General features: G+C 71.4%; 24 protein-coding genes. 6 read left to right on the top strand and 18 right to left on the bottom strand.

The genetic code is table 11. The features are described from left to right. The first annotated feature begins 75 nt into the window (after positions 1 to 75). Positions 76 to 1,107: an L-glyceraldehyde 3-phosphate reductase gene (gene mgrA, locus NUT86_RS26520; protein WP_274737917.1), complete on the top strand. Its 1,032-nt coding sequence runs from the start codon at positions 76 to 78 to the stop codon at positions 1,105 to 1,107. Positions 1,108 to 1,406: 299 nt separating this feature from the next. On the opposite strand, the gene NUT86_RS26515 is transcribed toward mgrA, so the two are convergent. Next, a complete protein-coding gene (locus tag NUT86_RS26515) occupies positions 1,407 to 2,132 on the bottom strand; it encodes a prepilin peptidase (protein WP_381845240.1) in 726 nt (241 codons plus the stop codon). 95 nt (positions 2,133 to 2,227) lie between these two features. Here NUT86_RS26515 and NUT86_RS26510 point away from each other — a divergent pair, with 95 nt between their 5' ends. Next, the gene (locus tag NUT86_RS26510) at positions 2,228 to 2,581 is read left to right on the top strand and encodes a DUF192 domain-containing protein (protein ID WP_274737914.1); all 354 of its coding nucleotides are present in this window, start codon (positions 2,228 to 2,230) and stop codon (positions 2,579 to 2,581) included. Positions 2,582 to 2,596: 15 nt separating this feature from the next. On the opposite strand, the gene NUT86_RS26505 is transcribed toward NUT86_RS26510, so the two are convergent. Beyond that, complete coding sequence (locus NUT86_RS26505; RefSeq protein ID WP_174876337.1) at positions 2,597 to 3,028, bottom strand: ArsR/SmtB family transcription factor; 432 nt, start codon at positions 3,026 to 3,028, stop codon at positions 2,597 to 2,599. Positions 3,029 to 3,164: 136 nt separating this feature from the next. Between NUT86_RS26505 and NUT86_RS26500 the strand changes: the two genes are divergently transcribed. Then, positions 3,165 to 4,445, top strand: coding sequence for an MFS transporter (locus tag NUT86_RS26500; protein WP_174876338.1), 1,281 nt, complete (start codon positions 3,165 to 3,167; stop codon positions 4,443 to 4,445). A gap of 135 nt (positions 4,446 to 4,580) precedes the next feature. Here the strand turns inward: NUT86_RS26500 and NUT86_RS26495 are convergent, their stop codons facing one another. After that, positions 4,581 to 5,162, bottom strand: coding sequence for a TetR/AcrR family transcriptional regulator (locus NUT86_RS26495; RefSeq protein ID WP_274737913.1), 582 nt, complete (start codon positions 5,160 to 5,162; stop codon positions 4,581 to 4,583). A 126-nt stretch (positions 5,163 to 5,288) separates the two neighbouring features. Between NUT86_RS26495 and NUT86_RS26490 the strand changes: the two genes are divergently transcribed. After that, a complete protein-coding gene (locus NUT86_RS26490) occupies positions 5,289 to 5,885 on the top strand; it encodes an RDD family protein (protein ID WP_274737912.1) in 597 nt (198 codons plus the stop codon). On the opposite strand, the gene NUT86_RS26485 is transcribed toward NUT86_RS26490, so the two are convergent. From NUT86_RS26485 to NUT86_RS26430, 12 genes are all read right to left on the bottom strand, one after another. After that, positions 5,863 to 6,498, bottom strand: a complete 636-nt coding sequence (locus NUT86_RS26485) for an OmpA family protein (protein ID WP_266439190.1) — start codon at positions 6,496 to 6,498, stop codon at positions 5,863 to 5,865. The genes NUT86_RS26490 and NUT86_RS26485 overlap by 23 nt on opposite strands. 10 nt (positions 6,499 to 6,508) lie before the next feature. Continuing rightward, positions 6,509 to 7,096, bottom strand: coding sequence for a hypothetical protein (locus NUT86_RS26480; protein WP_093637520.1), 588 nt, complete (start codon positions 7,094 to 7,096; stop codon positions 6,509 to 6,511). A 61-nt stretch (positions 7,097 to 7,157) separates the two neighbouring features. Further along, positions 7,158 to 7,853, bottom strand: coding sequence for a pilus assembly protein TadG-related protein (locus tag NUT86_RS26475; protein WP_159486390.1), 696 nt, complete (start codon positions 7,851 to 7,853; stop codon positions 7,158 to 7,160). Positions 7,854 to 7,879: 26 nt separating this feature from the next. Then, positions 7,880 to 8,044 (bottom strand): membrane protein, encoded by a 165-nt coding sequence (locus tag NUT86_RS26470; protein ID WP_018089307.1) that lies wholly within the window; start codon positions 8,042 to 8,044, stop codon positions 7,880 to 7,882. A 586-nt stretch (positions 8,045 to 8,630) separates the two neighbouring features. Further along, positions 8,631 to 9,524, bottom strand: coding sequence for a DUF5936 domain-containing protein (locus NUT86_RS26465; protein ID WP_018089305.1), 894 nt, complete (start codon positions 9,522 to 9,524; stop codon positions 8,631 to 8,633). 14 nt (positions 9,525 to 9,538) lie between these two features. Beyond that, on the bottom strand, positions 9,539 to 10,483 hold the full coding sequence (locus tag NUT86_RS26460; protein ID WP_018089304.1) for a type II secretion system F family protein: 945 nt from the start codon (positions 10,481 to 10,483) through the stop codon (positions 9,539 to 9,541). Further along, a complete protein-coding gene (locus NUT86_RS26455; RefSeq protein ID WP_018089303.1) occupies positions 10,480 to 11,820 on the bottom strand; it encodes a CpaF family protein in 1,341 nt (446 codons plus the stop codon). Before NUT86_RS26455 ends, NUT86_RS26460 begins: the two co-directional genes overlap by 4 nt. Beyond that, positions 11,817 to 12,269: a TadE/TadG family type IV pilus assembly protein gene (locus NUT86_RS26450; RefSeq protein WP_018089302.1), complete on the bottom strand. Its 453-nt coding sequence runs from the start codon at positions 12,267 to 12,269 to the stop codon at positions 11,817 to 11,819. The genes NUT86_RS26455 and NUT86_RS26450 overlap by 4 nt, the downstream gene beginning before the upstream one ends. Next, positions 12,266 to 12,649, bottom strand: a complete 384-nt coding sequence (locus NUT86_RS26445) for a TadE/TadG family type IV pilus assembly protein (protein ID WP_018089301.1) — start codon at positions 12,647 to 12,649, stop codon at positions 12,266 to 12,268. Before NUT86_RS26445 ends, NUT86_RS26450 begins: the two co-directional genes overlap by 4 nt. A gap of 3 nt (positions 12,650 to 12,652) precedes the next feature. Next, complete coding sequence (locus tag NUT86_RS26440) at positions 12,653 to 14,104, bottom strand: AAA family ATPase (protein WP_018089300.1); 1,452 nt, start codon at positions 14,102 to 14,104, stop codon at positions 12,653 to 12,655. Between the two features lie 13 nt (positions 14,105 to 14,117). Next, complete coding sequence (gene cpaB, locus NUT86_RS26435; RefSeq protein ID WP_026169570.1) at positions 14,118 to 14,837, bottom strand: Flp pilus assembly protein CpaB; 720 nt, start codon at positions 14,835 to 14,837, stop codon at positions 14,118 to 14,120. Between the two features lie 138 nt (positions 14,838 to 14,975). Continuing rightward, the gene (locus NUT86_RS26430) at positions 14,976 to 16,742 is read right to left on the bottom strand and encodes a hypothetical protein (RefSeq protein ID WP_274737901.1); all 1,767 of its coding nucleotides are present in this window, start codon (positions 16,740 to 16,742) and stop codon (positions 14,976 to 14,978) included. Between the two features lie 351 nt (positions 16,743 to 17,093). On the opposite strand from NUT86_RS26430, the gene NUT86_RS26425 reads away from it, so the two are divergent. After that, positions 17,094 to 18,122, top strand: coding sequence for a chitinase (locus tag NUT86_RS26425; protein WP_274737899.1), 1,029 nt, complete (start codon positions 17,094 to 17,096; stop codon positions 18,120 to 18,122). Between the two features lie 99 nt (positions 18,123 to 18,221). On the opposite strand, the gene NUT86_RS26420 is transcribed toward NUT86_RS26425, so the two are convergent. Further along, positions 18,222 to 19,097 (bottom strand): S1 family peptidase, encoded by an 876-nt coding sequence (locus NUT86_RS26420; RefSeq protein ID WP_018089296.1) that lies wholly within the window; start codon positions 19,095 to 19,097, stop codon positions 18,222 to 18,224. A gap of 249 nt (positions 19,098 to 19,346) precedes the next feature. Here NUT86_RS26420 and NUT86_RS26415 point away from each other — a divergent pair, with 249 nt between their 5' ends. Next, the gene (locus NUT86_RS26415; RefSeq protein WP_274737897.1) at positions 19,347 to 20,699 is read left to right on the top strand and encodes a M14 family metallopeptidase; all 1,353 of its coding nucleotides are present in this window, start codon (positions 19,347 to 19,349) and stop codon (positions 20,697 to 20,699) included. 60 nt (positions 20,700 to 20,759) lie between these two features. Here the strand turns inward: NUT86_RS26415 and NUT86_RS26410 are convergent, their stop codons facing one another. Further along, positions 20,760 to 21,578, bottom strand: coding sequence for an ABC transporter permease (locus NUT86_RS26410; RefSeq protein ID WP_018089294.1), 819 nt, complete (start codon positions 21,576 to 21,578; stop codon positions 20,760 to 20,762). Further along, a complete protein-coding gene (locus NUT86_RS26405) occupies positions 21,575 to 22,591 on the bottom strand; it encodes an ATP-binding cassette domain-containing protein (protein ID WP_274737895.1) in 1,017 nt (338 codons plus the stop codon). Before NUT86_RS26405 ends, NUT86_RS26410 begins: the two co-directional genes overlap by 4 nt. Positions 22,592 to 22,753: the final 162 nt, after the last annotated feature.

Below are 22,753 nucleotides of genomic sequence, written 5' to 3'. Positions count from 1 at the left end.
AGTGGGCAACTTTACTTCTCGGCTGTCTCGACAGCCCAATCAGGTAGGTCACAAGTACGTGATAGGGAGATGAGCATGACTGGCACCGACTACCGTGCAGCGGATTCCCGCTACGACTCGATGAAGTACCGGCGAACGGGTCGCAGCGGACTCAAACTCCCCGCTATCTCCCTTGGACTCTGGCACAACTTCGGGGACGACCGCACCCTGAGCTCCCAGCGCGCCATCCTGCGCCGCGCCTTCGACCTGGGCGTGACCCACTTCGATCTGGCCAACAACTACGGTCCGCCACCCGGGTCCGCCGAGCTCAACTTCGGAAAGATCTTTGCACAGGACTTCCGCGGCTACCGCGACGAGATGATTCTCTCGACGAAGGCCGGATATCTGATGCACCCCGGCCCCTACGGCGAATGGGGTTCGCGGAAATATCTCCTCTCATCGCTGGATGCCTCCCTGAAGCGGATGGGGGTCGATTACGTCGATATCTTCTACTCGCACCGCTTCGATCCCGACACCCCGCTCGAGGAGACGATGGGCGCGCTGGCGTCCGCCGTACAGCAGGGCAAGGCCCTGTATGTCGGCATTTCCTCGTACAACGCCGAGCAGACCCGGGACGCGGCCGGCATCCTGCGCGCCATGGGCGTACCGGCGCTGATCCACCAGCCCTCGTACTCGATGATCAACCGCTGGACCGAGGACGACCTGCTGCTGGACACCCTCGAAGCGGAGGGCATGGGCTGCATCTCTTTTGCGCCACTGGCACAGGGCATGCTGACGGACAAGTATCTGCAGGGCATCCCCGAGGGCTCGCGCGCCGCCCAGGGCAAGTCCCTGGACCCGAACCTGCTGTCCGACGAGGTCGTACGGCGGCTCCGGGGCCTCAATGACATCGCCGCCCGCCGTGGCCAGTCGCTGGCCCAGCTCGCCCTGGGCTGGGTGCTGCGCGACGAGCGGATGACCTCCGCCCTGATCGGCGCCAGCAGCGTCGCCCAGCTGGAGGCCAATATCGCGGCCCTCGACGCCCCCGCGATCACGGAGGCCGAGCTGGCCCAGATCGACGAGTTCGCCAGGACCACGGACGGTGTGAACATCTGGGCGCGGCGGTAAGCGCTCCGCACGCGGGACGTGCCGGGAGGTGCCGTGATGCGTCTGCGGCCGCGTTGTGGCTGGTCGCGCAGTTCCCCGCGCCCCTTCCGGGCGCAACCGAACCGCACCCGATGTCAGCGGGGCCACTCGCCGCCCGTGCGCGCACAAAAAAGCGGGCCGGTCCGTGGGGGGGGATACGGACCGGCCCGAGGGGGGGTTTCCACCATAACCCCGCGGGAGGGGTGCTGCGTGCACCGGCGCGCGCGGCGGCGTGGCTCGGGTGGAGCGGGGTGTGCCGGAGGCTCCGGCACAGGTGGGGGTCAGGCCGCCGCGGCGGCGCCCAGGAGCAGCCCGCAGAACGCCCCGATGATCATGAAGGGCCCCAGTGGCATGGCCTCTTTCCACGCCTCGCGCCGTACGAGCAGCAGCCCCGCGGCGTAGAGCGCGCCGATCAGCACCCCCGCCGCGCCGCCCACGACGAGGGTGCGCCAGCCGTACCACCCAAGGGCGATCCCCAGCCCGACCGCGAGCTTGACGTCGCCCAGCCCGATGCCCCGTGGGTTCACGACATAGAGCAGGAGATAGAAGGCGCCGAGGAACAGCCCGCCCAGCAGGGCCCGCCGCCATGCCCCGGTCTCCCCCGTCAGCCAGCCGCCGAGCCCCAGCAGCGCCGCTCCCGCGACCGCGAGCGGCAGCGTCAGCGCGTCCGGGAGGCGCCGGGCCCGCCAGTCGACGGCGGTCAGCAGCACCGCGACCGGTGCCATCACCAGCCAGGCGACGAGTTCCGGCCGTGGCCCGGTGGCCGCCGCGAGGGCCGCGCAGACCAGTGCGGTGGCCGCCGCCGTCGGCAGTGGGCCGGGCCCGTACGCCCCGCAGTCCGGGCAGCGCCCGCGCCCCAGCCAGCCCCGGGCCGGACCGGTGATCGGATGCCCCCCGGGACAGACCGCGCGCCACTCCTCCTCGGGCTCGACGGCCATCCGGTGGGCGGGCCGCGGTATGAGCAGCCCGGCCGCGGCCCCGTAGACGGCGGCGAGAACCATCAGCATCAATGACACCTGTCGACCCTAGAGCCGTCCAGCGCCGGTCCGGAGCCCGTCCGCCGGGAAAGACCTGGAGTGCGGGAGCTGATAGAACGCTGCGCATGGCGCGTTGGGAGAACGGTCCGGGAGTCCTGCACGGCGTGGAGAGCGCCGTTCCGGTGGAGATCGCGGCGTCCTACCGCGCCCGCGCCCGGGGCCTGTTGGGCCGCGACGGCATCGAGGGGGCGCTGCTGCTCACCCCGGCGAGCGGGGTGCACACCTTCCGGATGCGGTTCGCGATCGATGTCGCCTATCTGAGCCGGGACTTCACCGTGCTCGCCGTACGCACCATGCCCCCGGGGCGGCTGGGGCTTCCCCGCCTCCGCGCCCGGCACGTCCTGGAGGCGGAGGCCGGCGCCATGGCGCGCTGGGGCCTGCGTCCCGGACTGCGCCTGGGCGTCGAAGCCCGCCGCTGACGGCGGTCCGCGCGCTCATTCCCGCCAGTCGGCGACCAGTGCCAGCAGCCCGGGGAACCGCGCCTCCAGGTCGTCCACCCGGACATGGCTGCGCCGCTCCAGCCCGTACTGCCGCTGACGGATCAGCCCGGCGTCCCGCAGCGCCCGGAAGTGGTGGGTGAGCGAGGACTTGGGCCGGTCGAGGCCGAACCAGCCACAGGTGTGGTCGAAGGCCTCCGACTCCAGCAGGAGGGTGCGCACGATGTGCATCCGCAGGGGATCGCTGAGCGCGCCCATGACGGTCTCCAGCCGCAGGGCGGCGCGCGCCGGCTCCGGCAGCGGCTCGGGGGCGCCGTCCGGGACGGGCCGTTGCGCCGCCGCGAAGGCGCGCCGCGACGCCTCTCCCGCCGCCGCGGCCTGCCCGGTCGCATGGGTCTGCTCGGCTCGCACGCCCGCCTTGGACGACATCCGGCGCTCCTTCTGGTCGGTCCCCCGGTCACCCGGTCACTCAGTACGACTTGCATCGTACTGTGTGGCACTGTACGAATCTTCTCGTACCGCTTGTACGAATCAACTCGTACTCGCTGGAGGAGGGGACACACCCATGCCCGAAACCCGGCCCGCACCGGTGCCCGTGACCGCGCCCGCGGCAACCACGCCACCCACGGCCACGCCACCCACGACCGCACCGCTCCCGGCCGCGCCGCCGCCCACCCGGGAGGTCTGGTTCGCCGCCTGGCCGGTGGTCGCGCTCTTCATCCTGTCGAATGCGGCGATGCCGCTGTACGCCGTCTGGCAGCGGCAACTCGGCTTCCGCTCCGGCACCTTGACGCTGGTGTACGCCGCCTATGTGGCCGGACTGCTCGGCGCGCTGCTGGTGGCGGGCGTGGCCGCGGACCGTCTCGGGCGGAAGCCGGTACTGGTCCCGGCGCTGCTCCTGGGCATCGTCGCCTGCCTCCTCTACGCCACCGCACCCTCGGTGGCCGTGCTGGTCGTCGCCCGTCTGCTGACCGGAGTGGCCACCGGTGCCGCCGTGTCGGCCGGGATGGCCGCCGTCACCGATCTCGCGGCCGGCCGCCGGACGGGGCCGCTGCTCGCCTCCGCCGCGATGGTGCTGGGCGCCGGGATCGGGCCCGTACTGGCCGGGGTGCTGTCGGAGACCGTGCCCGCGCCGACCGTCACCGTCTTCGTCGTCGAAGCCGCCCTGCTGGTCACGGCGTTGGCGGTGGTGGCCAGGATGCCGCTGCCGCCGCGCCGGGCGGGCGCCGGTGCGAGCGGCCCGTCCGGCTCCTGGGTGCGGCTGCCGGCCGTCCCCCGGGACAACCGCCGCCATCTCGCCCTGGGGCTCGCCGCGTTCGCCCCCGGCATCAGCGCCACCGCCTTCGTGCTGTCGCTCGGGCCGTCCCTGCTGTCCGGGCTGCTCGGCACGACGAACCGCGCACTGGCGGGCGGTTTGGCGCTGGCGATGTTCCTGGCCGCCACCGGCGTGCAGTTCGCGCTGGGGCGACGGGCGGTCCGTACGGTCCTGCTCACCGCCGGCGGTGCCACCGTCTCGGCCGGCCTGGCCATGGTCGCCGCCGTGCACACCGGCACTCTGCCCCCGCTGATCGCCGCGGTGATCCTGGCCGGTGCGGGTCAGGGGGCCGGACAGCTGGGCGGGCTGACGCTGCTGAGCCGTGAGGTACCGGCGACCCGCCGCGCGGAGGCCAACGCGGCGCTGAACGCGGGTGGTTATGTCCTCGCCGGTGCCCTCCCGGTCGCCGACGGCTACCTCAGCGACGCCATCGGCCTCCCGTCGGCGGCCACCACCTTCGGCCTCGCGGTGGCCGCGCTCGCCGCGGCGGGGGCGGTGCTGGTGGCGGTACGGGGCGGGGACGCGCGGTGAGGGGGGTGGCAGGGGCGGACGTGCGGGCCGGGCCGCGGGCGTGCGCTGGGCGGCGGGCGGCCGGGCGGACGGACCGCGGGCGTGCGCCGGGCGGCGGACAGCCGGGCGGGCGGACCGCAGGCGTTCGCCAGGCCGTCAGAAGGTGCTGAGCGTCGCGTCCGCGACGGCTTCCAGGGCGGCGCGGCCGACGCCGGACCGCGCCGAGACGCGCAGCCCGCCGACCGAGGCGATGACGAGGTGGGCGAGGGTGCCGGCGTCCTTGCCGGGCGCGATGTCGCCGTCGCGCTGACCGGACTCGATCACGGCTCGGAGGGCCGCCAGCCGTACGCCGTAGTCCTGTTCCAGCGAGGCCGCGACCGACGGGTCATGGGCCGACACCTCGATACAGGTGTTGACCACCAGACAGCCACGGCCGTCCCCGTCGTCGGCGCACTCCTCGTCGATCACCCGCTGCAGGAGCGCGCGGATCTTCTGCCGCGCGGGCAACTCGCTCTCCAGCAGCGTGAAGAGTTCGGCGTTCTTGTGCTCCATGTAGCGGGCCAGCGCCCGCTCGAAGAGGTCGTGCTTGCTCTTGAAGGTGTGATAGATGCTGCTGCGCCCCAGGCCCGTGGCGTCACACAGGTCCTGGGTGGAGGTCGCCGCATAGCCGGCGGCCCAGAACGCGTCCATCGCGGCGTCGAGCGCCTGCCCCTCGTCGAATTTCCTGGGTCGCGCCATAACGGAAACGCTAGCAGTTATTGGATCGTACGGTTCAATACGTCGGGCGCACGCGCTCCGGCCGCCCCAGGGGGCCTGCCGGTATCAAGTTGCCGCCGGGCAGGGCGGGATGGTCACATGCGCGGCATGAACGCGACACCGCCACCCAGACACATACCTCCGCCGGGCCCCGGACTTCCGGCGGACCCCGGACTTCCGGCGGGCCCCGCGTACCCCGCGGCTCCGGCGCCCCAGGGGCCGGCCCCGCGCATCCTCGGTAACCGGGGGCTGCGGCTGCTCGCGCTCCTCATCGACGTGGTGCTCGCCGTCACCGTCCTGTTCCTGGTCACCACGGGCGTCGGCCTGGTCGTCACCTTCGGCGACAGCAAGGACAACTCGCCGTTCTACCTCGGCGTCCTGGTGGCCGTGGCGCTGCTCTTCCTCTACTCGCCGCTGCTGACGGCCCGTTGCGGCGGCACCCTGGGCAAGCTCCTGTGCGGACTGAGCGTCGTACGGCTCGCCGACGGGAGCCCGCTGTCCTACGGGGCCGCCCTGGGGCGGCACCTGGCCCATCTGGGCATGCGACTGGTGCCGGTGCTCGGGCTGCTGGACCCGCTGGCCTGCTGCTGGGACCGGACGTTGCGCCAGTGTCTGCACGACAAGGTGGTGGGCAGCCTGGTCATCCGCCGCAGTATGCGGCCGACTCCGGCACCCGCCCCGGTCACGAGGCCCGCGGGAAGCTGACCTCGACCCGGCGGTTCTTCTTGCGTCCCACCTCGGTGCCGTTGTCGGCGATCGGGTACTGCTCGCCGTAGCCGCGGATCTGGAAGGTGACGGACGAGCCGAGGTCCTTGGCCAGCTCCTGCTGGACGGCGTTGGCGCGCTTCTTGGACAGCACCAGTCCGTGGCTCGCCGAGCCCAGGTTGTCGGTGAAGCCGAAGACCCGCAGACGGGTGGCGTTCTGCTTCTTGATCTCCGCGCCGATCGTGCTGATCCGGGACAGCGCCTCCGGCGTCAGCTCGGCACTGTCCTTGCCGAAGAGCACCTCGGCCTGGAGCGCGAAGGTCACATTGTCGTTGGTGTCCTGGCGGCGCTCGGAGCCGTCGTCGGCCTCGACGATCGACTTGATGTTGAGGACCTTGGACGGGGCGAGCTTGCCGCCCTGCACCATCCGCAGATCGGGGTCGTGGGGGTCGATGTGCACCGGCGGGCTGGAGTCCTCGGTCACGCCCGGCGGATCGGCATGGGCGACGGGGACCGTCAGCGCCGCGGTGAGCAGCAGCGCGAAGGCGGCGGTGGCGGCGCTGCGGGGCGCTCGGCGCACCCGGCGTCCTCGGGGCATCTGGGTCGCGGTCATCGCTGCCCGCTCAGTCCGTGATCCGCACGCTGGCCGGCGGCAGGGTCGGCAGCTGGAAGTCGACCTCGGTCACCTTGGCCGGCGGCGCCGGGAACTGCGCGAAGACCGGGCGGCTGGCACCCGGCATCAGCCCGCTGAGGCCGGTCGTGCACAGGCACTCGCCGTTGGTGTCGCGCAGCACCAGATACCGCTTCTTGCCCGCCTTGTCGACGAGGGTCGCCCCGGAGATGGACGAACGGGAGCGCAGCTCGGTCTCGTTGGAGCGCCAGTCGATGGCGTTGAAGGCGCGGGTGCCGCGGTTGGTGACCGTGCCGTTGACGGTGACGAAGCCGCCGGAGTCACGGACGACGGAGTGCAGCGTGACCACCACGCCGTCCGGCCCCTTCATCTCCCCGATCACCTTGTCGGAGTCGGCCGCCGGGGCGCCGGGGCCACTGTCCTTGGGGGCGGTGCTGCGGGCCGGCGGCTTGTCGCCGTCCGACCCCTTCGCGCCGCCGCCGTTACCACCACCGCAGCCGGCCACAACGAGCGCGAGGCCGACAGCGCTCGCCATGGCGACCGCTCCCCTGGCGGCCTTCGTGGTGCGCCGAATGCTCATGGGATGCGATTCCTTTGATCGTCGTCTGGTCGTCTCAAGGGGGGTGGTCGGGTGCGGGCGGTCAATGGGCGAGGCGTACGGAGAACAGGTCGGCGGCGTCGGGCAGGTCCTGGAGGTGATCGGGGTCGAGCGTCCAGCGCGTGCCGTCGCAGGTGATGTCGACGGGGGCGGGGGCGTCGTCGTCCTTGCCGTCTTTACCGCCCTTGCCCCCCTCGTCGTCCTTGCCGCCCTTGCCGTCCGCCCCGCCGGTGTCGTCCTTGGCGGGGTCGAGGGTGCAGCGGGGGCCGACGACGGACTTCGCCTCGGCCGACGCATGGGTGCTGCTGGTCTTCGGGATGACGGAATCCCCCACGGTGTTGCGGGTGGTGACCTGGACGGCGAACGCGGTGGGCCAGGAGTCCGGGGTGCAGCGGGGGCCGGAGAGCTCGGCGCCGTTGCGTCCTGCGAACCAGCCCGCGCTCGCGCAGGCCGCCTCGGACGGGGCGCCGCGCCCGTTCAGCAGTTCCTCCCAGGCCGTCGGATCGGTCCGGTAGCTGCCGTCGCGGAGGCCGTCGAGCACACCCTCGCGCAGCAGGTCGCGGTACTTCTGGCCGGCGGCGAGCGCGGCCGCGTCTGCGGCGGTCTGCGCACCGTTACGGGTGGCCGCCGCCTGCCCGACGGCGAAGAAGGCGAGCGCGAGGAAGAGCAGGCCCCCGACCGCGACGATGTAGAGCGGGAAGGCCTGCCCTGCGTCGCGCCGGCGGCAGCGTGGGGTCATGGCCGGCACGGTGATGGCGGTGGGGGCTAAATGCCGACGACGTCGGAGATCTTGTTGGCGATGGCGTTCGCGATCTGGCTGCCGAAGTCCGTGGTCGACAGGACCAGGACGATCGCCACGACCACCGCGATGATGCCGAGGTACTCGATCGAGGTCTGTCCCCGGTCGTTCCCCAAAATACGCTTCGCCATCGTCTTCCCCTCCATGGGCGGCCGTACCGCTCTGGTCCGGCTGGTCTGTCCCCGTGGTGTCGGCGCGTTCGGCCGCGCTCACGACACGAGAAAAGTACGCCGGAACAGCGTGCCCGGAACAGGGATTCCGTACCCAATCCTCTTTCGGGAACCCGGATGACAGGCACAACATCGCATTTCGGCCACTCAGTCGCACTCTACCCACCCCCGCTCCCCGCCGGGACCATGCCCCGTTCCGTCACCCATAAAGACCGGACGATTCCTCAGCACCATAGTGCGAGCGCAACCGTCCGCCCACCCACTGTGACACAACTCGTTGCTGTTGCGAAGGAGTTGACGGGAAGCCGGGCCCGCGGCGCACTCATCCGGCCGATTACGGGGCGCCGCCGCCCGGGCCCGTCCACGCGAAGATGTGCATCCGCAAGGACGAGCCGAAGCGGCGGCAGTCCTGACGGGTGGCGGCGGAGGGCGGGGCGGGGGTGCGGCCGAACGCCGCGCCGAGGGCGGCCGGCGCACGGACGCCGGGCCCGGTCCCGTGGCGCCGGACCGGTGCGGGCGGGGCCGGTGCCGGGCCCCGTACCACGGGTCACCTGCCCATCAGCGACCCGAAGTTGGTGCCCGAGCCCAGGAAGAAACCGGCGATGAGCAGGATCATCGTGGCCGGAACCATAAAGGTGGTGACGACCATGGTGGCCTTGGGGACCGCGCGGGCGGCCCGGCGCCGGGCGTTCTGGGCGTCGGTCCGGCGCATGTCGTCGGCGATCTGGATCAGCGTCTCGACGATCGGCGAGCCCAGCTCCTCGCCCTGCTGGAGGGCGGTGACGAACTGCGCGACCTGTTCGGAGTCATTGCGTTTGCGCAGTTCCTCGAAGGCCGCGCGGCGGCTGACGCCCATGTCCATCTGCCGCAGGGTGATGCGGAGTTCATCGGCCCATGGCCCCTCGTACTTCTCCGCGACCCGGTCCAGGGCCTGACGGAAGCCCAGGCCGGCGCTGACCACGACGGCCAGCACATCCAGAAAGTCCGGAAGGGTGCGCTCGATGGTGTCCTTGCGCTGCCGGATGGCGGCCCAGATACCGACCTCGGTCCAGAAGAGGCCGAAGAGCACCATCAGCACACCGAGCAGCGGCTGGCCGCGCAGGAACATCACCAGCGCGCCGAAGAAGCCGAGGGCCCCGTAGACGGCGCGCCGGGCGGCGTACCGGTCGACGGTCAGCCCGCCCGGATTGCCCGCCAGGTCGATCCGGCGGCGGACCCGGGCGGTGCGCTTACCGCCCATCAGCCGCAGCACCAGGGGCGCGTACCGCATCCCGGCGCGGTCCACCGCCGAACCGACGGCCGTGGTGCGGGTCGCGCCGACCTCCAGGGACAGCGCCAGGTCGGGCGGCAGCCGGGCTTCGCGCCGGTAGAGCGCGATACCGCAGCAGATACCGGCGACCGAGAGGGCGAAGGCGAGGGCCAGCAGGATTCCGAGTGCCATGGCGATACCGATACCTAGACGTCGATCTTGGAGAGGCGGCGGATGAAGAAGAACCCGAGGCCGTAGAGGGCGAAGGCCACCACGACCGCGAGCTGGCCGAGGAAGGAGGAGGTCATCCGGTCGATGGCGCCCGGCGCGATCCGGTTCATCAGCAGCAGGGTGCCGATCCCGAGCAGCGGGACGACATAGGCGGTGACCACGACCTGGGAGAGCTGGGTGCGGACCTCCCGGCGGGTCTCCTTGCGCTCCTCCAGGGTCTTGGTGAGGTTGCGCAGCGAGCCGACGACGGTGCCTCCGGCGCGGTTGGCGAGCACCAGCGTGGTGACGAGCACGACGAGTTCGCGGGACGGGAGGCGTTCGGCCAGCTCGCCGAGTGCCTCGTCGATGGAGTGGCCGACGGAGAGCTTGTCGGAGACCTTGGCCAGCTCCTCACCGGCCGGGGCCTCCAGCTCCTCGGCCGCCATGCCCAGGGCCGTCCGCAGCGCGAGCCCGGCCTGGGTGGCGTTGGCGAGGATCCGGGAGAGCTCGGGCAGCTGGTTGATGAACTTCTCGATGCGCTTCTGCCGCTGCCAGTTGAGGAAGGCGAACGCCGCCCAGATGGCGACCAGTGCGGCGATCGGGCCGAAGAACGGGGCGAGGGTGGCCTGCGCGACCAGCCACAGCGCGAGGATCGCGCCGAGCAGATAGACGACGAACTCGCCGGGGGTGACGTCCAGGCCGGTGGCGGTCAGCCGCAGTTCGAGGCGGCGGCCGAAGCGGGTGCCGCGCAGCGCCCGGTCGACGGACGGGAAGCGGCGGCGCCCGGTCGCCGGCAGTCCGCGCTCGTCGGCCAGCCGGTCGACGACGGCCTGCCGCTGGGCGCGCCCGGCCGCGTACGTCCGGGCGCCGGCGATCGCGAGCAGCCCGCACAGCAGCGTGGCGCCGATGGCGAGCAGGGCGAGGGGGTTCCCGCCGGTCATGAGAGGGCCTTCCGGGTGGCGAGTTGGTCGTCGTGGGTGGCGACGCCGAAGGCGGGCGGGGTGGGCTCACTCGCCATGAAGAGGCGTTCGGCGACCCGGCGGGGCAGCGGGAAGTAGCGGAAGCGGCCGTGCACGATGCGGTCGGCGCCCATCGGTTCGGCGTCGAAGCGGCAGACCGTGGCGATCCGGTAGTCCTCGTGGCCGCGGGAGTCGAGGATGGCGATCTCGCTGATCCGGCGGGAGCCGTCGGCGTGCCGGGTGAGCTGGACCAGGCAGTCGACGGCGCTGTTGATCTGGTCCCGCAGCGCCTCGAAGGGGATCTTGACGTCGGACATGGACGCCAGGGTCTGCAGCCGCATCAGGGCGTCCTCGGCGCTGTTGGCGTGCACGGTGGCCAGCGAGCCGTCGTGGCCGGTCGACATCGCCTGGAGCATGTCGAGGGTCTCGCCGCCGCGCACCTCGCCGACGATGATCCGGTCGGGGCGCATCCGCAGGGAGTTGCGGACCAGGTCGCGGATGGTGATCCGGCCCTTGCCCTCGACGTTGGGCGGCCGGGACTCCAGCCGGATGACATGGCTCTGCTGGAGCTGGAGTTCGGCGGCGTCCTCGACGGTGATGATCCGCTCCCCGTCCGGGATCAGACCGGACAGCGCGTTGAGGAGCGTGGTCTTGCCCGCACCGGTGGCACCGGAGACCACCACATTGAACTTGGCCCGCACCAGCCCCGCCAGCAGCATCAGCATCTGCTCGTCGAGCGTGCCCATGCCGATGAGTTCGGCGAGGGTGTAGGCGCGCGGGAAGCGGCGGATGGTGAGGGTGGCGCCGTTCAGCGCGAGCGGCGGGATGATGACATTGACGCGCTCGCCGGACGGGAGCCGGGCGTCGACCATCGGATTGGACTCGTCGACCCGGCGGTTGACGGTGGACACGATCCGCTCGATGGTCTGCATCAGCTGCTCGTGCGAGGCGAAGCGCACGGGCAGCAGCTCGACCCGGCCGGCCCGCTCGACGTACACCTGGTCCGGGCCGTTGACCATGATCTCGGTGATCGAGGCGTCTTCCAGCAGCGGCTCCAGCACTCCCAGGCCCAGCGCCTCGTCCACGACCCGGCGGATGAGCTGGGAGCGTTCGGCGGTGGAGAGCACCGGGCCCTCGCGGCTGATGATGTGGCCCAGTACGCGTTCCAGCCGCGAGCGGCGCTCGGCCGCGGCCAGCGAGGACATCTCGGCGAGGTCGATCTCTTCGAGCAGCTTGGCACGGTAGACGGCGACCATATGGCTGTCCTCGCGCGCCTCACCGGCCGGCTCGGGTGCGACGATCCGGGCTTTCAGGCTCATCGCGGGGGTGCTCCTTCGTACGTGTCCGCGGCCCGGAGACCCAGGGCGCCGGGTTCCTGCGGGCGGGGCATGGTGGCGGTGCGGCTGGCGGTGCCGAAGTTGTCGACGCCGGGGATGATCGAGGGGATCGGTACCCGCGCCGTCGCGCTGACCTCGTCGCCCCCGCCGCCCACCGAGATCGTCGCGCCGTCCGCGACCCAGCCGCTCATCGCGGACCGGCCGGCGTCCTGCGGGCCGGCCTCCCGGTCGGCCTCGTCCATCGAGGCGGTACGGGCCGCGGCGCGCGCTCCGGTCCCGGCCTGCTGGACGGTGTAGGCCGCCAGACCGAGCTGGACCACGGCCAGCCCGACGACCAGCAGGATCGGCAGGAAGCCGAGGAATTCGATGGAGACCTGGCCCCGGTCGCGGCCGTGGCCGCGCAGCCGGGCGGGAAGGCGTACAGCGCTCATCCGGTGTCCTCCTTCGCGGCGCCGGCCGAACCGGTGACCGTCCACGGGTAGCTGCCCGCGCCGGGGAAGAGCACCGGGACCTTGATCCGGACCGTTGCCTTCCACAGGCCCGACTCCGTTCCGCAGGAGGTCGAGGCGCCCGCGCGCCAGGAGCCGGGCAGCTCGTCCTCGGCGGCGGTGCGGCAGGCGCCCGCGCCGCCGCCCTCGGTGGCGGTGGCGGCCCGTGCGCCGCGGTCGGCGGAGTGCGCGGCGAGCGAGTAGGTGTACCCGACCAGCACCAACTGCCAGAGCAGGGCGAGGACCAGCAGGATCAGCGGGAGCAGCCCCATGAACTCCACGGCCACCTGCCCCCGGTCGTCACCGCCCAGCGGGCGCCGCACCGCTCAGCCCTCGCCGGACGGGTCGAACGGCCCCTGGCCGCCGGCCGCCGCCGCGGGACCCCGCCGCACGCCGAACCGGGTACCGGAGCCCGGACCCGCCCCGGAGGCCGCCCCCGGTGCCTGACCCGGAACTCCCCCGGAACCGGGAGCCGCCCCCGGCGTTATGGCCTTGCGCTTGCGCCCCGTCAGCGTCGGGCGGGCCCGGTGGCTGCCGCGGCCCTGCCGCGCGGCCGGCGAGTCGACCAGACCGAGTTCGCCGGCCAGCGCGCACAGTGCCTGCTTGACCGTGGACCGGTTGTCCAGATCCTGCATCCGGCCCGCGTCGACACAGGGCTGGAGCTCCTTGAAGGCGGCCGGTACGTGGGTCCGGGCGACCTGGGTGCCGGTGGCCTTGGCGACCAGCGGCGGCTGGATCTCGGTGTTCCGGGTGAGGCGGTTGACCACCGTCGTGGTGTCCTCCGCCTTACGGATCTGCAGCCGGTCCCACAGTCGGACCTGCCGCTTGGCGGCCCGTACGGCCACCACGTCCGGAGTGGTCACCAGCAGGGCCAGATCGGCGAGTTCGACGGCCGCGGCGTTGGCGGACTGCATCTGGGAGCCGCAGTCGACCAGCACCACTTCGTAGCGGGAGCGCAGCGCGCCGATGATCTGGCGGGCCGCCCGGTCGTCGACCTCCTCACCGCGTTCGCCCTCCTCGGGCGCCAGCAGCAGCCCGAGGCCCGTGTGGTGGTCGTGCACGGCGTCCTGGAGGACCCGTACGGAGATGTCGTGAATGCCCGCCAGATCGACCACCGAGCGGCGGAACTGGACGTCCAGATAGGAGGCCACGTCACCGGACTGCAGATCCAGGTCCACCAGCGCGACACTGCGGCCCGCGGCCCGCGCCGCCAGCGCCAGTTGTACGGCGGTGACGGTGGTGCCGACGCCGCCCTTGGCGCCCGTCACCGTCACCAGCGTGCCGGCCGGCCCGGGCACCGCCTCCGGGCTCCCCCCTAGGTGGACCCGTACGCCCGCCGACCACTGGGCGGCGGCCTGCACCCGGGCGGCCAGCTCGTCGTAGCCGAGCGGCATCCCGACGATGCCGCGGGCACCGGCGTCCATCGCCGCGGAGAACAGCGCGGGCCCGGCGTCCGTGGTGATCAGAACGACGCCGACGGCCGGGAAGCGCAGGGCCACCTCACGGATCAGCTCCAGCGCCGGCGTCGGACCGATCCGCTCATGGACGAGCACGACCTCGGGCAGCGCCTCCACGGCGGACGGCTGGCCCGCGGCGGGCGGGGCACCCGCGGCCGGAGCGCCGGCCCCCTGGGCGGCGGCGCCGGCCAGCGCGTGGAGCAGCGCGGCGGAGTCGGCGACCGTGGGCGAGGGTTCGGCGTCCGGCAGCTGGTGGAGCAGCGAGGACACGGCGCGTGCGGCATCGGGGTCACCGATGGCCGGGAGGATGCGGATGGTCACCTGAGGCTCCGGGTCACTTGTCGCCGTCGAGGGTGTAGCTGCGCTGGCCGGGCGGGATGGCGGTCCCGTCGCCGGGGGCGAGCAGGGCGAGCCGTACGTGGGAGGCGAAGGACTCGGCGTACGCGACCCGTTGGGCGTCCTGGGTGTTCAGCGCGAAGGTGATCGGGACGGCCTCACCGGCCTGCCGGCTGTTGGCGGTGGTGTCCCCGGGGTCCTTGGCCTCCAGGGGCGTCAGCTTGCCGACGTCGATGACCTGGGCGCCCGCGACGATGACCTTGGAGACCGGCTTGTCCTCGGGGCGCTTGCCCTCGAAGGTGGCGTAGATGTTCACCCGGGCACCGGGGTTGATCTTGCCGGCCACACCGGTGGCGGCATCGATCATGATGGCGATCTCCTGCTGCCCCGCCTTCAGCGCGGGCCGCTCGACGATCATGTCGTCCTGCAGCAGCGACCCCTTCTTCAGCGGGGTCACCGCGATCCTGCCGCTGACCTGGTCCAGGTCGGTCACGGCGGTGGGCGGCAGCCACCGCTGCGGCATCGTCACCCTTTCGAACTGCCCAGGATCCAGCTCTTTATAGGCCGCGACATCCGTCTTCAGCCGGTACGCGGTCTTCTCGGGTCCGACCTTGGATTCGACGTTCTTGATCACCGACAGCACGCCGACGAACGCGCCGACCGCACAGAGAACCGACAGGAGCAGCAGGATCACTCCGCGGCGCTGGCGTGAGTTCATGGGGGAGGGACCTCGATCGGGACGGGGAGAAGGGACGGGCGGGCGGACGGGGGGCGGGCGGTCACCGGGCGGGACCACCCGGCGGGGACGGCCTGCGGGGACGGCCGGCGGGGCGGGGCCACGGCGGCCCGTTCGGGCTCAGCGCACGCGGGCCACCGTCCGCGGGGTGCCGGGGACGTCCGGGTGACCGGGAAGATCCGGATGACCGGCGACATCGGAGTGACCGGTGAAATCGGGGTGGCCGGCGAAGTCGGGGTGACCGGGCAGCTCCCACTGGCCGGAGACGTGGGGCGCGTCGGTCGCATAGGGGTTTCCCGGCACCGGGCGGCCGGACCCGTACGGGTTCCCCGGCGCCGCCGGGCCGCCCGCCGCGAGATCCGGTCCGCGTACGTCCAGTTGCCCGGATTCACCACAGCCACCGGGGCGGCCGCCCCATACACCCACCACACCGGGCGCATCCGGCACACCGGACACTCCCGACGGCGGCACCACCGGCGCCAGGTCGCGCTCGCCCCACGGCGAGGCAGGCTGCCCGGCCGGCGGCGAGGCGGAGGAGGACGCGGGCGCACCGGAAATGCCGGAGGGTGGGGGCGGGGCGGGAGTGGACGGCTGGGCCGGGGCCGGAGTGGATGCCGGGGCGGCCGGGGCCGGAGTGGGCACCTGGGCCGGGGTTGGAGTGGCCACCGGGGCCGGGGCCGGAGTGGACGAGGGCGCGGCAGACTGAGCCTGGCCGCGGGCCTGTTCCGGGCTTTGGGTCTGTCCCTGGCTTTGTGCCTGCCCCGGGCCCTGACCGGCGGCCGGAACCGGAACCGGAACCGGAGCGTGCGCGGGCACGGGCGCGGCACCAGGAGACGCCCCGACGCCCGGAGACGCCACAGCGCCCGGAGACGACGCACCACCCGGAGACGCCCCAGCGCCCGGAGCCGGAGCAACGCCCGAAGCCGGGGCAGCAGCGGAAGCACGGGCCCCGGCCGCCCCCGGAGCGTGGACGGCGGGGGCCTGCACCGCAACCGCAGGGGATGCCGGGGCCCCTATGGCCGCCGGCCCCTGGCCCGAGCCGCCACCCCCCGTCGCCCGTTGCCTCGCCAGTGGGGCCGCGCAGAACGCGCAGCGGTCGCCGAGGAGTTCCAGCCCGCACCAGCCGCACTCCTCGCGGCGTACGGAGGCCACCAGCTGATAGAGGACCGACACATCCGGTATGGCCGCCGCGAATTCGATCAGCTTCTGTGTGCCCCACCACCGGGCGGACTCGGCAGGCAGCCGGGCCTCGTAAACCCCCTGCACCTGCCAGGCCGGGGCGAGCGCACCGGTCACCCACTCCGAGGTGAGCTGACCGCGGGCGACCGCGAGCTGGGTGGCGAACCCGGGCGCCGGTAGTCCGGCCTCGGTGCTGTGCCGGTCCAGATGCAGCAACTGCGGCTGGGGATGGGCCAGCACCGCGAAATGCGCGCCGGGCAGCCAGGACTTCATATGGGCCCGGAGATCGACCTCGACCCGGTCCAGGCCGTTGACGCTGCCCAGCAGGGCGCCGGCGTGAATGTAGTGGGTCAGCAGCCGGGCCGCGCTGGCCAGCACCCCGGGGCTGAAGTCGCACAGCGACAACTGCCGCAGCTGCCGGGCCAGTAAGGCCACCCCCAGCGGCGGCAGGGACAGCGGCACGATGGCGATCCGGTCGCTCTCCAGGACGGCGCGCAGGGTGTGCAGCCGGCGGATGTGTTCCGGCGGGCAGACGGAGGAGTACAGCACGACGAGATGGCCGTGGTGCTCCAGTATCGCGCTGGTCTCCGTCAGGGCGTCGTCCAGTGGCTGGAGATGCGGAGCCTGGACGACGACGGCGGCGGGGGTCTGCCGGTCAGTCGCAGGCAGCGCGAGGTCAGGGCTGGTGACTGCAATCGCGGTCGGCACGTCGCTCCCCCACTCCCTCCGGCCGCCGGGGGTCCCGGGACCGCGGATCGGCACAGCTCTGCGCCATCGGCGCCATTCGCTCAGCACTTTATCCACAGAGATACGTCCCAGAGAACACGTTCTGGGCTACTCGTCATGACCATCACCCCGCAGGGAAATGGCGTATACCGGCCAAGCGTCCCGCAGAGGAACATCCGCTTCCGACAGGACTCTTGACAGAGCGATTGGTCTGGACCACGTTGTACGGCACGCACAGGGGCCCCTGAACACGCGTCCGCACACCCCCCAACTCCCCCACATCCGGAGGCAGTCGTGGTTCGCGCACGATCAGGAAGACCGAAGACCAGGCCGATGACCGGACTGCCGGCGAGGCTGCTCGCCGGACTCACCGCCGCGGTGCTGGCCTCGGCCGGCATCGTCGGGACGGGTACCGCGCAGGCGGCCGGAACCCGCTCCCCGGCCCCCGCGACCTCCTCGGCCCCCGCCGCACCCACCGCCGCCGTCCCCCGGCACGCCGTCACCGGCTACTGGCAGAACTTCGACAACGGCGCCACGGTGCAGAAACTCAAGGACGTCGACGACGCCTACGACATCATCGCGGTCTCGTTCGCCGACGCCACCGGACAGCCCGGCGCCGTCACCTTCCGCCTCGACCCGGCCGTCGGCTACGGCTCCACCGACGAATTCAAGGCAGATATCAAGGCGAAGCAGGCGGCCGGGAAGTCGGTGATCCTCTCCGTCGGCGGCGAGAGGGGCGCGGTGTCGGTCAACGACGCCGCCTCCGCGAAGAACTTCGCCGACTCCGTCAGCGGCCTGATGGACGAGTACGGCTTCAACGGCGTCGACATCGACCTGGAGAACGGCCTCAACTCGACCCACATGACACAGGCGCTCAAGTCCGTGCACGACCGGCACGGCGATGTCGTGGTGACCATGGCCCCGCAGACCATCGACATGCAGTCACCGCAGAACGAGTACTTCAAGACGGCGCTCGGCATCAAGGACTTCCTGACCGCCGTCAACATGCAGTACTACAACAGCGGTTCGATGAACGGCTGCGACGGCAAGGTCTACTCCCAGGGCACGGTCGACTTCCTGACCGCGCTCGCCTGTATCCAGCTGGAGGGCGGGCTCGATCCGTCCCAGGTCGGCATCGGGGTACCGGCCTCCGCCCGCGCGGCCGGCGGCGGTTATGTCGCCCCGTCCGTCGTCAACGCCGCCCTGGACTGCCTCACCCGGGGCAGCAACTGCGGCTCCTTCAAGCCGTCCCGGACCTATCCGGGGCTCCGCGGCGCCATGACCTGGTCCACCAACTGGGACGCGGCCAACGGCAATGCCTTCGCGAGCCAGGTGGGCGCGCACGTCCACGGGCTCCCGTAACGCTCCCCGGGCCCTCCCCGTCAGCGGCCGGACGCCGGCCCCGCCCCCAGGTCCCGCGCACCTCGCGCACGGGACCTGGGGTGCGGCTTCCGCCTCAGCTCACCGGCGCGTGGCCTGCGGCTTCGGCAGCACACAGCCCTCGGCGTTCAGGTCCAGCTTGTTGCCGTCGCCGAAGCACTTCGGTATCTGGTACGTCTCCTGGGCGTAGCCGATGCCCTTGCGCACCGTGGTCTTGCCGTTCTCGTCCACCTCACAGGGGTTGTTGAGGGTGCACTCCTCGCCACTCTCATTGGTGGTGTTGTTGACGGCCGTGACCTTGCCGGTCGCGGTGTCGACCACCGGGGATCCGGACGTGCCGCCGATGATCTGGCACTCCGGGGTGTAGCGGACCGAGTCCTTCCAGGTCCACTCGCCCTCCTTGAGGGTGGAGGCGAACCCGTCGATGCCGCAGGAGTAGATCTTCTTCCAGTAGCCGGAGACGATGCTGATCTTCGCGCCCTTGGCCGGGTGCTCGGTGGCCAGCTCCAACGGCTTGATCTTGTACTTCTTCTCGATCTCGGCGTAGGTCGAGCCGGTCTCGTAGAGCGAGACATCGGTGTCGGTCATCGTGGCGTAGGCGACCTTGGTGGCCTTGATCGTGCCCAGCTTGCCGGCCGACTTGTCCAGCAGGGTGAAGCTGCGGCTGGACGGCTTGTCGACGACGACCTCGCCGGCGCCGGGCATACCGCCTTCCAGGCAGTGGCCGTTGGACATCACCAGTGCCGGGTCCTCCGGCTTCGAGCCGGGCATCCGGACGACCGAGCCGGAGCAGTTGCTCAGCGCGACACTGCCGGCGAAGTCCACCGCCTTGGTCTTCTTCTGTGCGGGGCGCTGGACACCGTCCTGCGGCGCGGCGTGTGCCGTTCCGACGGTGCCCAACAGGGTTGCGGCGCCCAGTGCGGCCGTGGCCAGGGTGCCGACGAGAGGTCGATTCATGTGGGGGTCCTCTCAGCGTCTGTCACCGAAGTCCTTGTGCGGACCTTCGGTTTTGTCGTGCGCATTGTTGGCGACTCCGCAGCGCCTGGCAATCAATTTCCGTCCCTCAGGAGGAAGTTGAGGGATTCGCCACTTTCCGGTGGCCGATTCCCGTGCGCCCCACATATGACCGTCCGACGTCTTGACCCGGCCATGCCAACAGCCGAACACTGACGCCGTCGCTTCGCCTCACACCCCACAGGAGACCGCATGCGACCACGTATCCGCGGTGGACGCACCACTGTCCTCGCCGCACTCCTCTCCCTCACGCTCGCCGCCCCGATCGCCGCCGCCCAGGCACAGGACGCCCCCTCCCCCGGGTCCACCACCGGCGCCGCGCGGCATGCCGAACTCCCCCACCAGTACGAGGTGACCGGCCCCGCCACCCGCGCCGAGCGCACCGCCCTCCTCGCGACCGGCGTCAGCATCGACGAGGTCCACACCCGCGCGGTCGTCATCACCGCGACCCGCGCCCAGGCCGCCACGGTCCACGAACTCGGCTACACCCTCCGCAAGTTGCCCGACCCGCCCGGCTTCGCCACCGCGGCTCCCCACAAACCCCGCGTCAAGGACTTCCCGGCCGGCTACGCGAACTACCACACCTACGACGAGGCCACGAAGGAGATCGACGCCCTCGTCGCCAAGTACCCGGAGATCCTCAGCAAGCAGGTCATCGGCACCTCCCACGAGGGCCGCAACATCCTCGCCCTCAAACTCAGCAAGAACGTCACCAAGGACGAGCAGGAGCCCGAGGTCCTCTTCACCGCCCACCAGCACGCCCGGGAACACCTCACGGTCGAGATGTCCCTCTACCTCCTCAAGGAGTTCACCTCGAAATACAGCAGCGACTCCCGCGTCACCAAGATGCTCGACTCCCGCGAGATCTGGATCATCCCGGATCTGAACCCGGACGGCGGCGAGTACGACATCGCCTCCGGCCAATTCCGGAGCTGGCGCAAGAACCGCCAGCCCAACGCCGGATCGAGCGGCGTCGGCACCGACCTCAACCGCAACTGGGACTTCAAGTGGGGCTGCTGCGGCGGCTCTTCCTCCAGCCCCTCCTCCGAGACCTACCGAGGCAAGTCCCCCGCCTCGGCCCCCGAGGTCCAGGTCGTCTCGAAGTTCGTCCACGGCCGCAACGTGGGCGGCAAACAGCAGATCAAGGCCGCCATCGACTTCCACACCTACAGCGAACTGGTCCTCTGGCCCTTCGGCTTCACCAACGACGACACCGGCCCCGGTATGACCCAGGACGACCACGACGCCTTCGCCACCATCGGCAAGAACATGGCCGCCACCAACGGCTACACCCCCGAACAGTCCAGCGACCTGTACATCACCGACGGCTCGATCGACGACTGGCTGTGGGGCGACCAGAAGATCTTCGCCTACACCTTCGAGATGTACCCGTCCTCATTCGGCTCCGGCGGCTTCTACCCGAAGGACTCGGTGATCCCGAAGGAGACCGCACGGAACCGGGAAGCGGTACTCCAACTCCTGGAAACCGCCGACTGCGTCTACCGCGCGATCGGCAAGGAAGAGCAGTACTGCAGCGGTAACTGACCCGCAGCTTCCCCGACGAAAAAGGCGGGCCGCACCGTCGCGGCCCGCCTCCTCCAGTCCTTACGCCGCCTTCCGATAGGCCCGGAAGGCCCGTGTGGCCAGGAAGCCCATCACGAGGACCGCCACCGCGAGCAGTCCCAGACAGGACAGGACCGTGCTCCCGTCACCGGGCGCGGACATCGCCTGCCGCGCCGCGACGACCGCCCATTCCACGGGGTTGTACCGGGCGACGTTCCCCACCCAGGCCGGAGCGAGGTGAAGGTCCATCACGGCAGAGCTCAGGAACATCAGCGGCAGCGTGGTGAACTGGGAGATCGCGATCAGCGTCGCCTGCTGACGGGTCAGCAGGGCGACGGCATTGGACAGTGCCGAAAAGACCAGCGTCAGCAGCACCGCGGCCAGGACGGTGACCCCGACCCCGGCGACGCCGCCGGGGAAGCGGGCGCCGGCGATCAGCGCGATGACCACGATGATCAGGCTCTGGATGACGGTCTGGATCGCCTGGTGGGCCATGGTCGCGCACATCATGGCGCCCCGGCTGACGGGCGAGGTCAGCAGCCGGTCCATCACACCGCGGTCGATGTCCTGCAGGTAGGTCGTCCCTGCCCACGCGCTCGCGAACAGCGCGGTCATCATCACCACACCCGGGGTGAGGAACGTCAGGAACCCGTCGCTGCCGTACGCGAATCCGGGCAGATGCACCACCGACCGGAAGAGCTGCCCGAACAACAGCAGCCAGATCACCGGCTGCACGAGCCCGATGACGAGGAAGGTGGGCATCCGCCACAGCGCGCGCAGCAGGCGGCCGGTGAGGAACGCGGAGTGTGTGATCACGGTCAGCGGACGCGTGCCGACGGGTTCGATGTGTGCCGTGCTCACTTCGCCACCTCCAGGACCTTCACGTCGTCGTCGCCGGCGGCGGCCGCAAGGCTGTGGCCGGTGTGCTGAAGGTAGACGTCATCGAGCGAAGGGCGGGCCAGCGTCGCAGAGGTCACGACGATTCCCGCGTCGTCGAGTGCGGCCAGCACGGGAGGCAACGCCCGCGCGCCGTTATCGGTCCGGCCACGGACCGTGCACCCGTCCATGGTGATCTCGCGTAGCTCCGGCACCCGTTGCAGCACCGCGCGTGCTCTGCCGTCGGACTCGGCCAGCTCGACCTGCACCGCGTCACCGCGCAGCTCGCTCTTGAGTTCCTCCGGGGTGCCCGCGGCGACCACTGTGCCGTGGTCGACGATCGCCAGCCGGTCGGCGAGGTGGTCGGCCTCGTCGAGGTAGTGCGTGGTGAGCAGCACCGTCATCTGCTCGTCACCGGCCATCCTGGCGATCTCGTGCCACATCTCGCTCCGGGCCTGGGGGTCGAGACCCGTCGTCGGCTCGTCGAGGAAGAGCACCTGCGGGCGGTGCATCAGCCCCAGCGCGACGTCCAGCTTGCGCGCCATCCCGCCGGAGTACGTACCCACCAGCCGCTCCGCGGCGTCGGCCAGGCCGAACCTGCCGATGAGCTCACGGGCCCGCGCCTTGGCGTCACGGCGGGACATCCCGTGCAGGCGGCCCGCGAGCAGCAGATTCTCGCTCGCGGTCCCCCTCGGATCCGTACCGGGCTTCTGCGCCACGAACCCGATCGCCTGGCGCACCCGGTCCGGCTCCGCCGCAACGTCGAAGCCTGCGGCGCGTGCCGACCCCGAGTCCGCGACGGACAGCGTGGAGAGAATCTTCACCGTGGTGGACTTGCCTGCCCCGTTCGGGCCGAGCAGCCCGAAAACGGTCCCCTTCGCAGCGGAAAAGCTCAGCCCCCGCAACGCGGTGACCGGGGGTTTGTTCCTGCCTGCCGAGTAGGTCTTGACCAGATCAACGGCTTCCAGAGCCGTTTCCGCTCGCCGAACCACAACCATCGCCGCACACCCTTGTCAGAACGTGGTGTGACTCCCACCTTCCTGGTGTCACCGGACACAAGGAGGCTGAATGGCGAGGGCGGAACCCTACGGTGAGATGTCGCAGCCGAAGGTAACAAGGGCGCGCGAGCAGTTGCAACCAAATTCTCCGCGCGGAGCGGG

Source organism: Streptomyces sp. G7(2002) (assembly GCF_028870195.1).
GTDB classification, from domain to species: Bacteria; Actinomycetota; Actinomycetes; order Streptomycetales; family Streptomycetaceae; genus Streptomyces; species Streptomyces nigrescens.
This window is presented reverse-complemented; position numbering and strand designations above follow the sequence as displayed.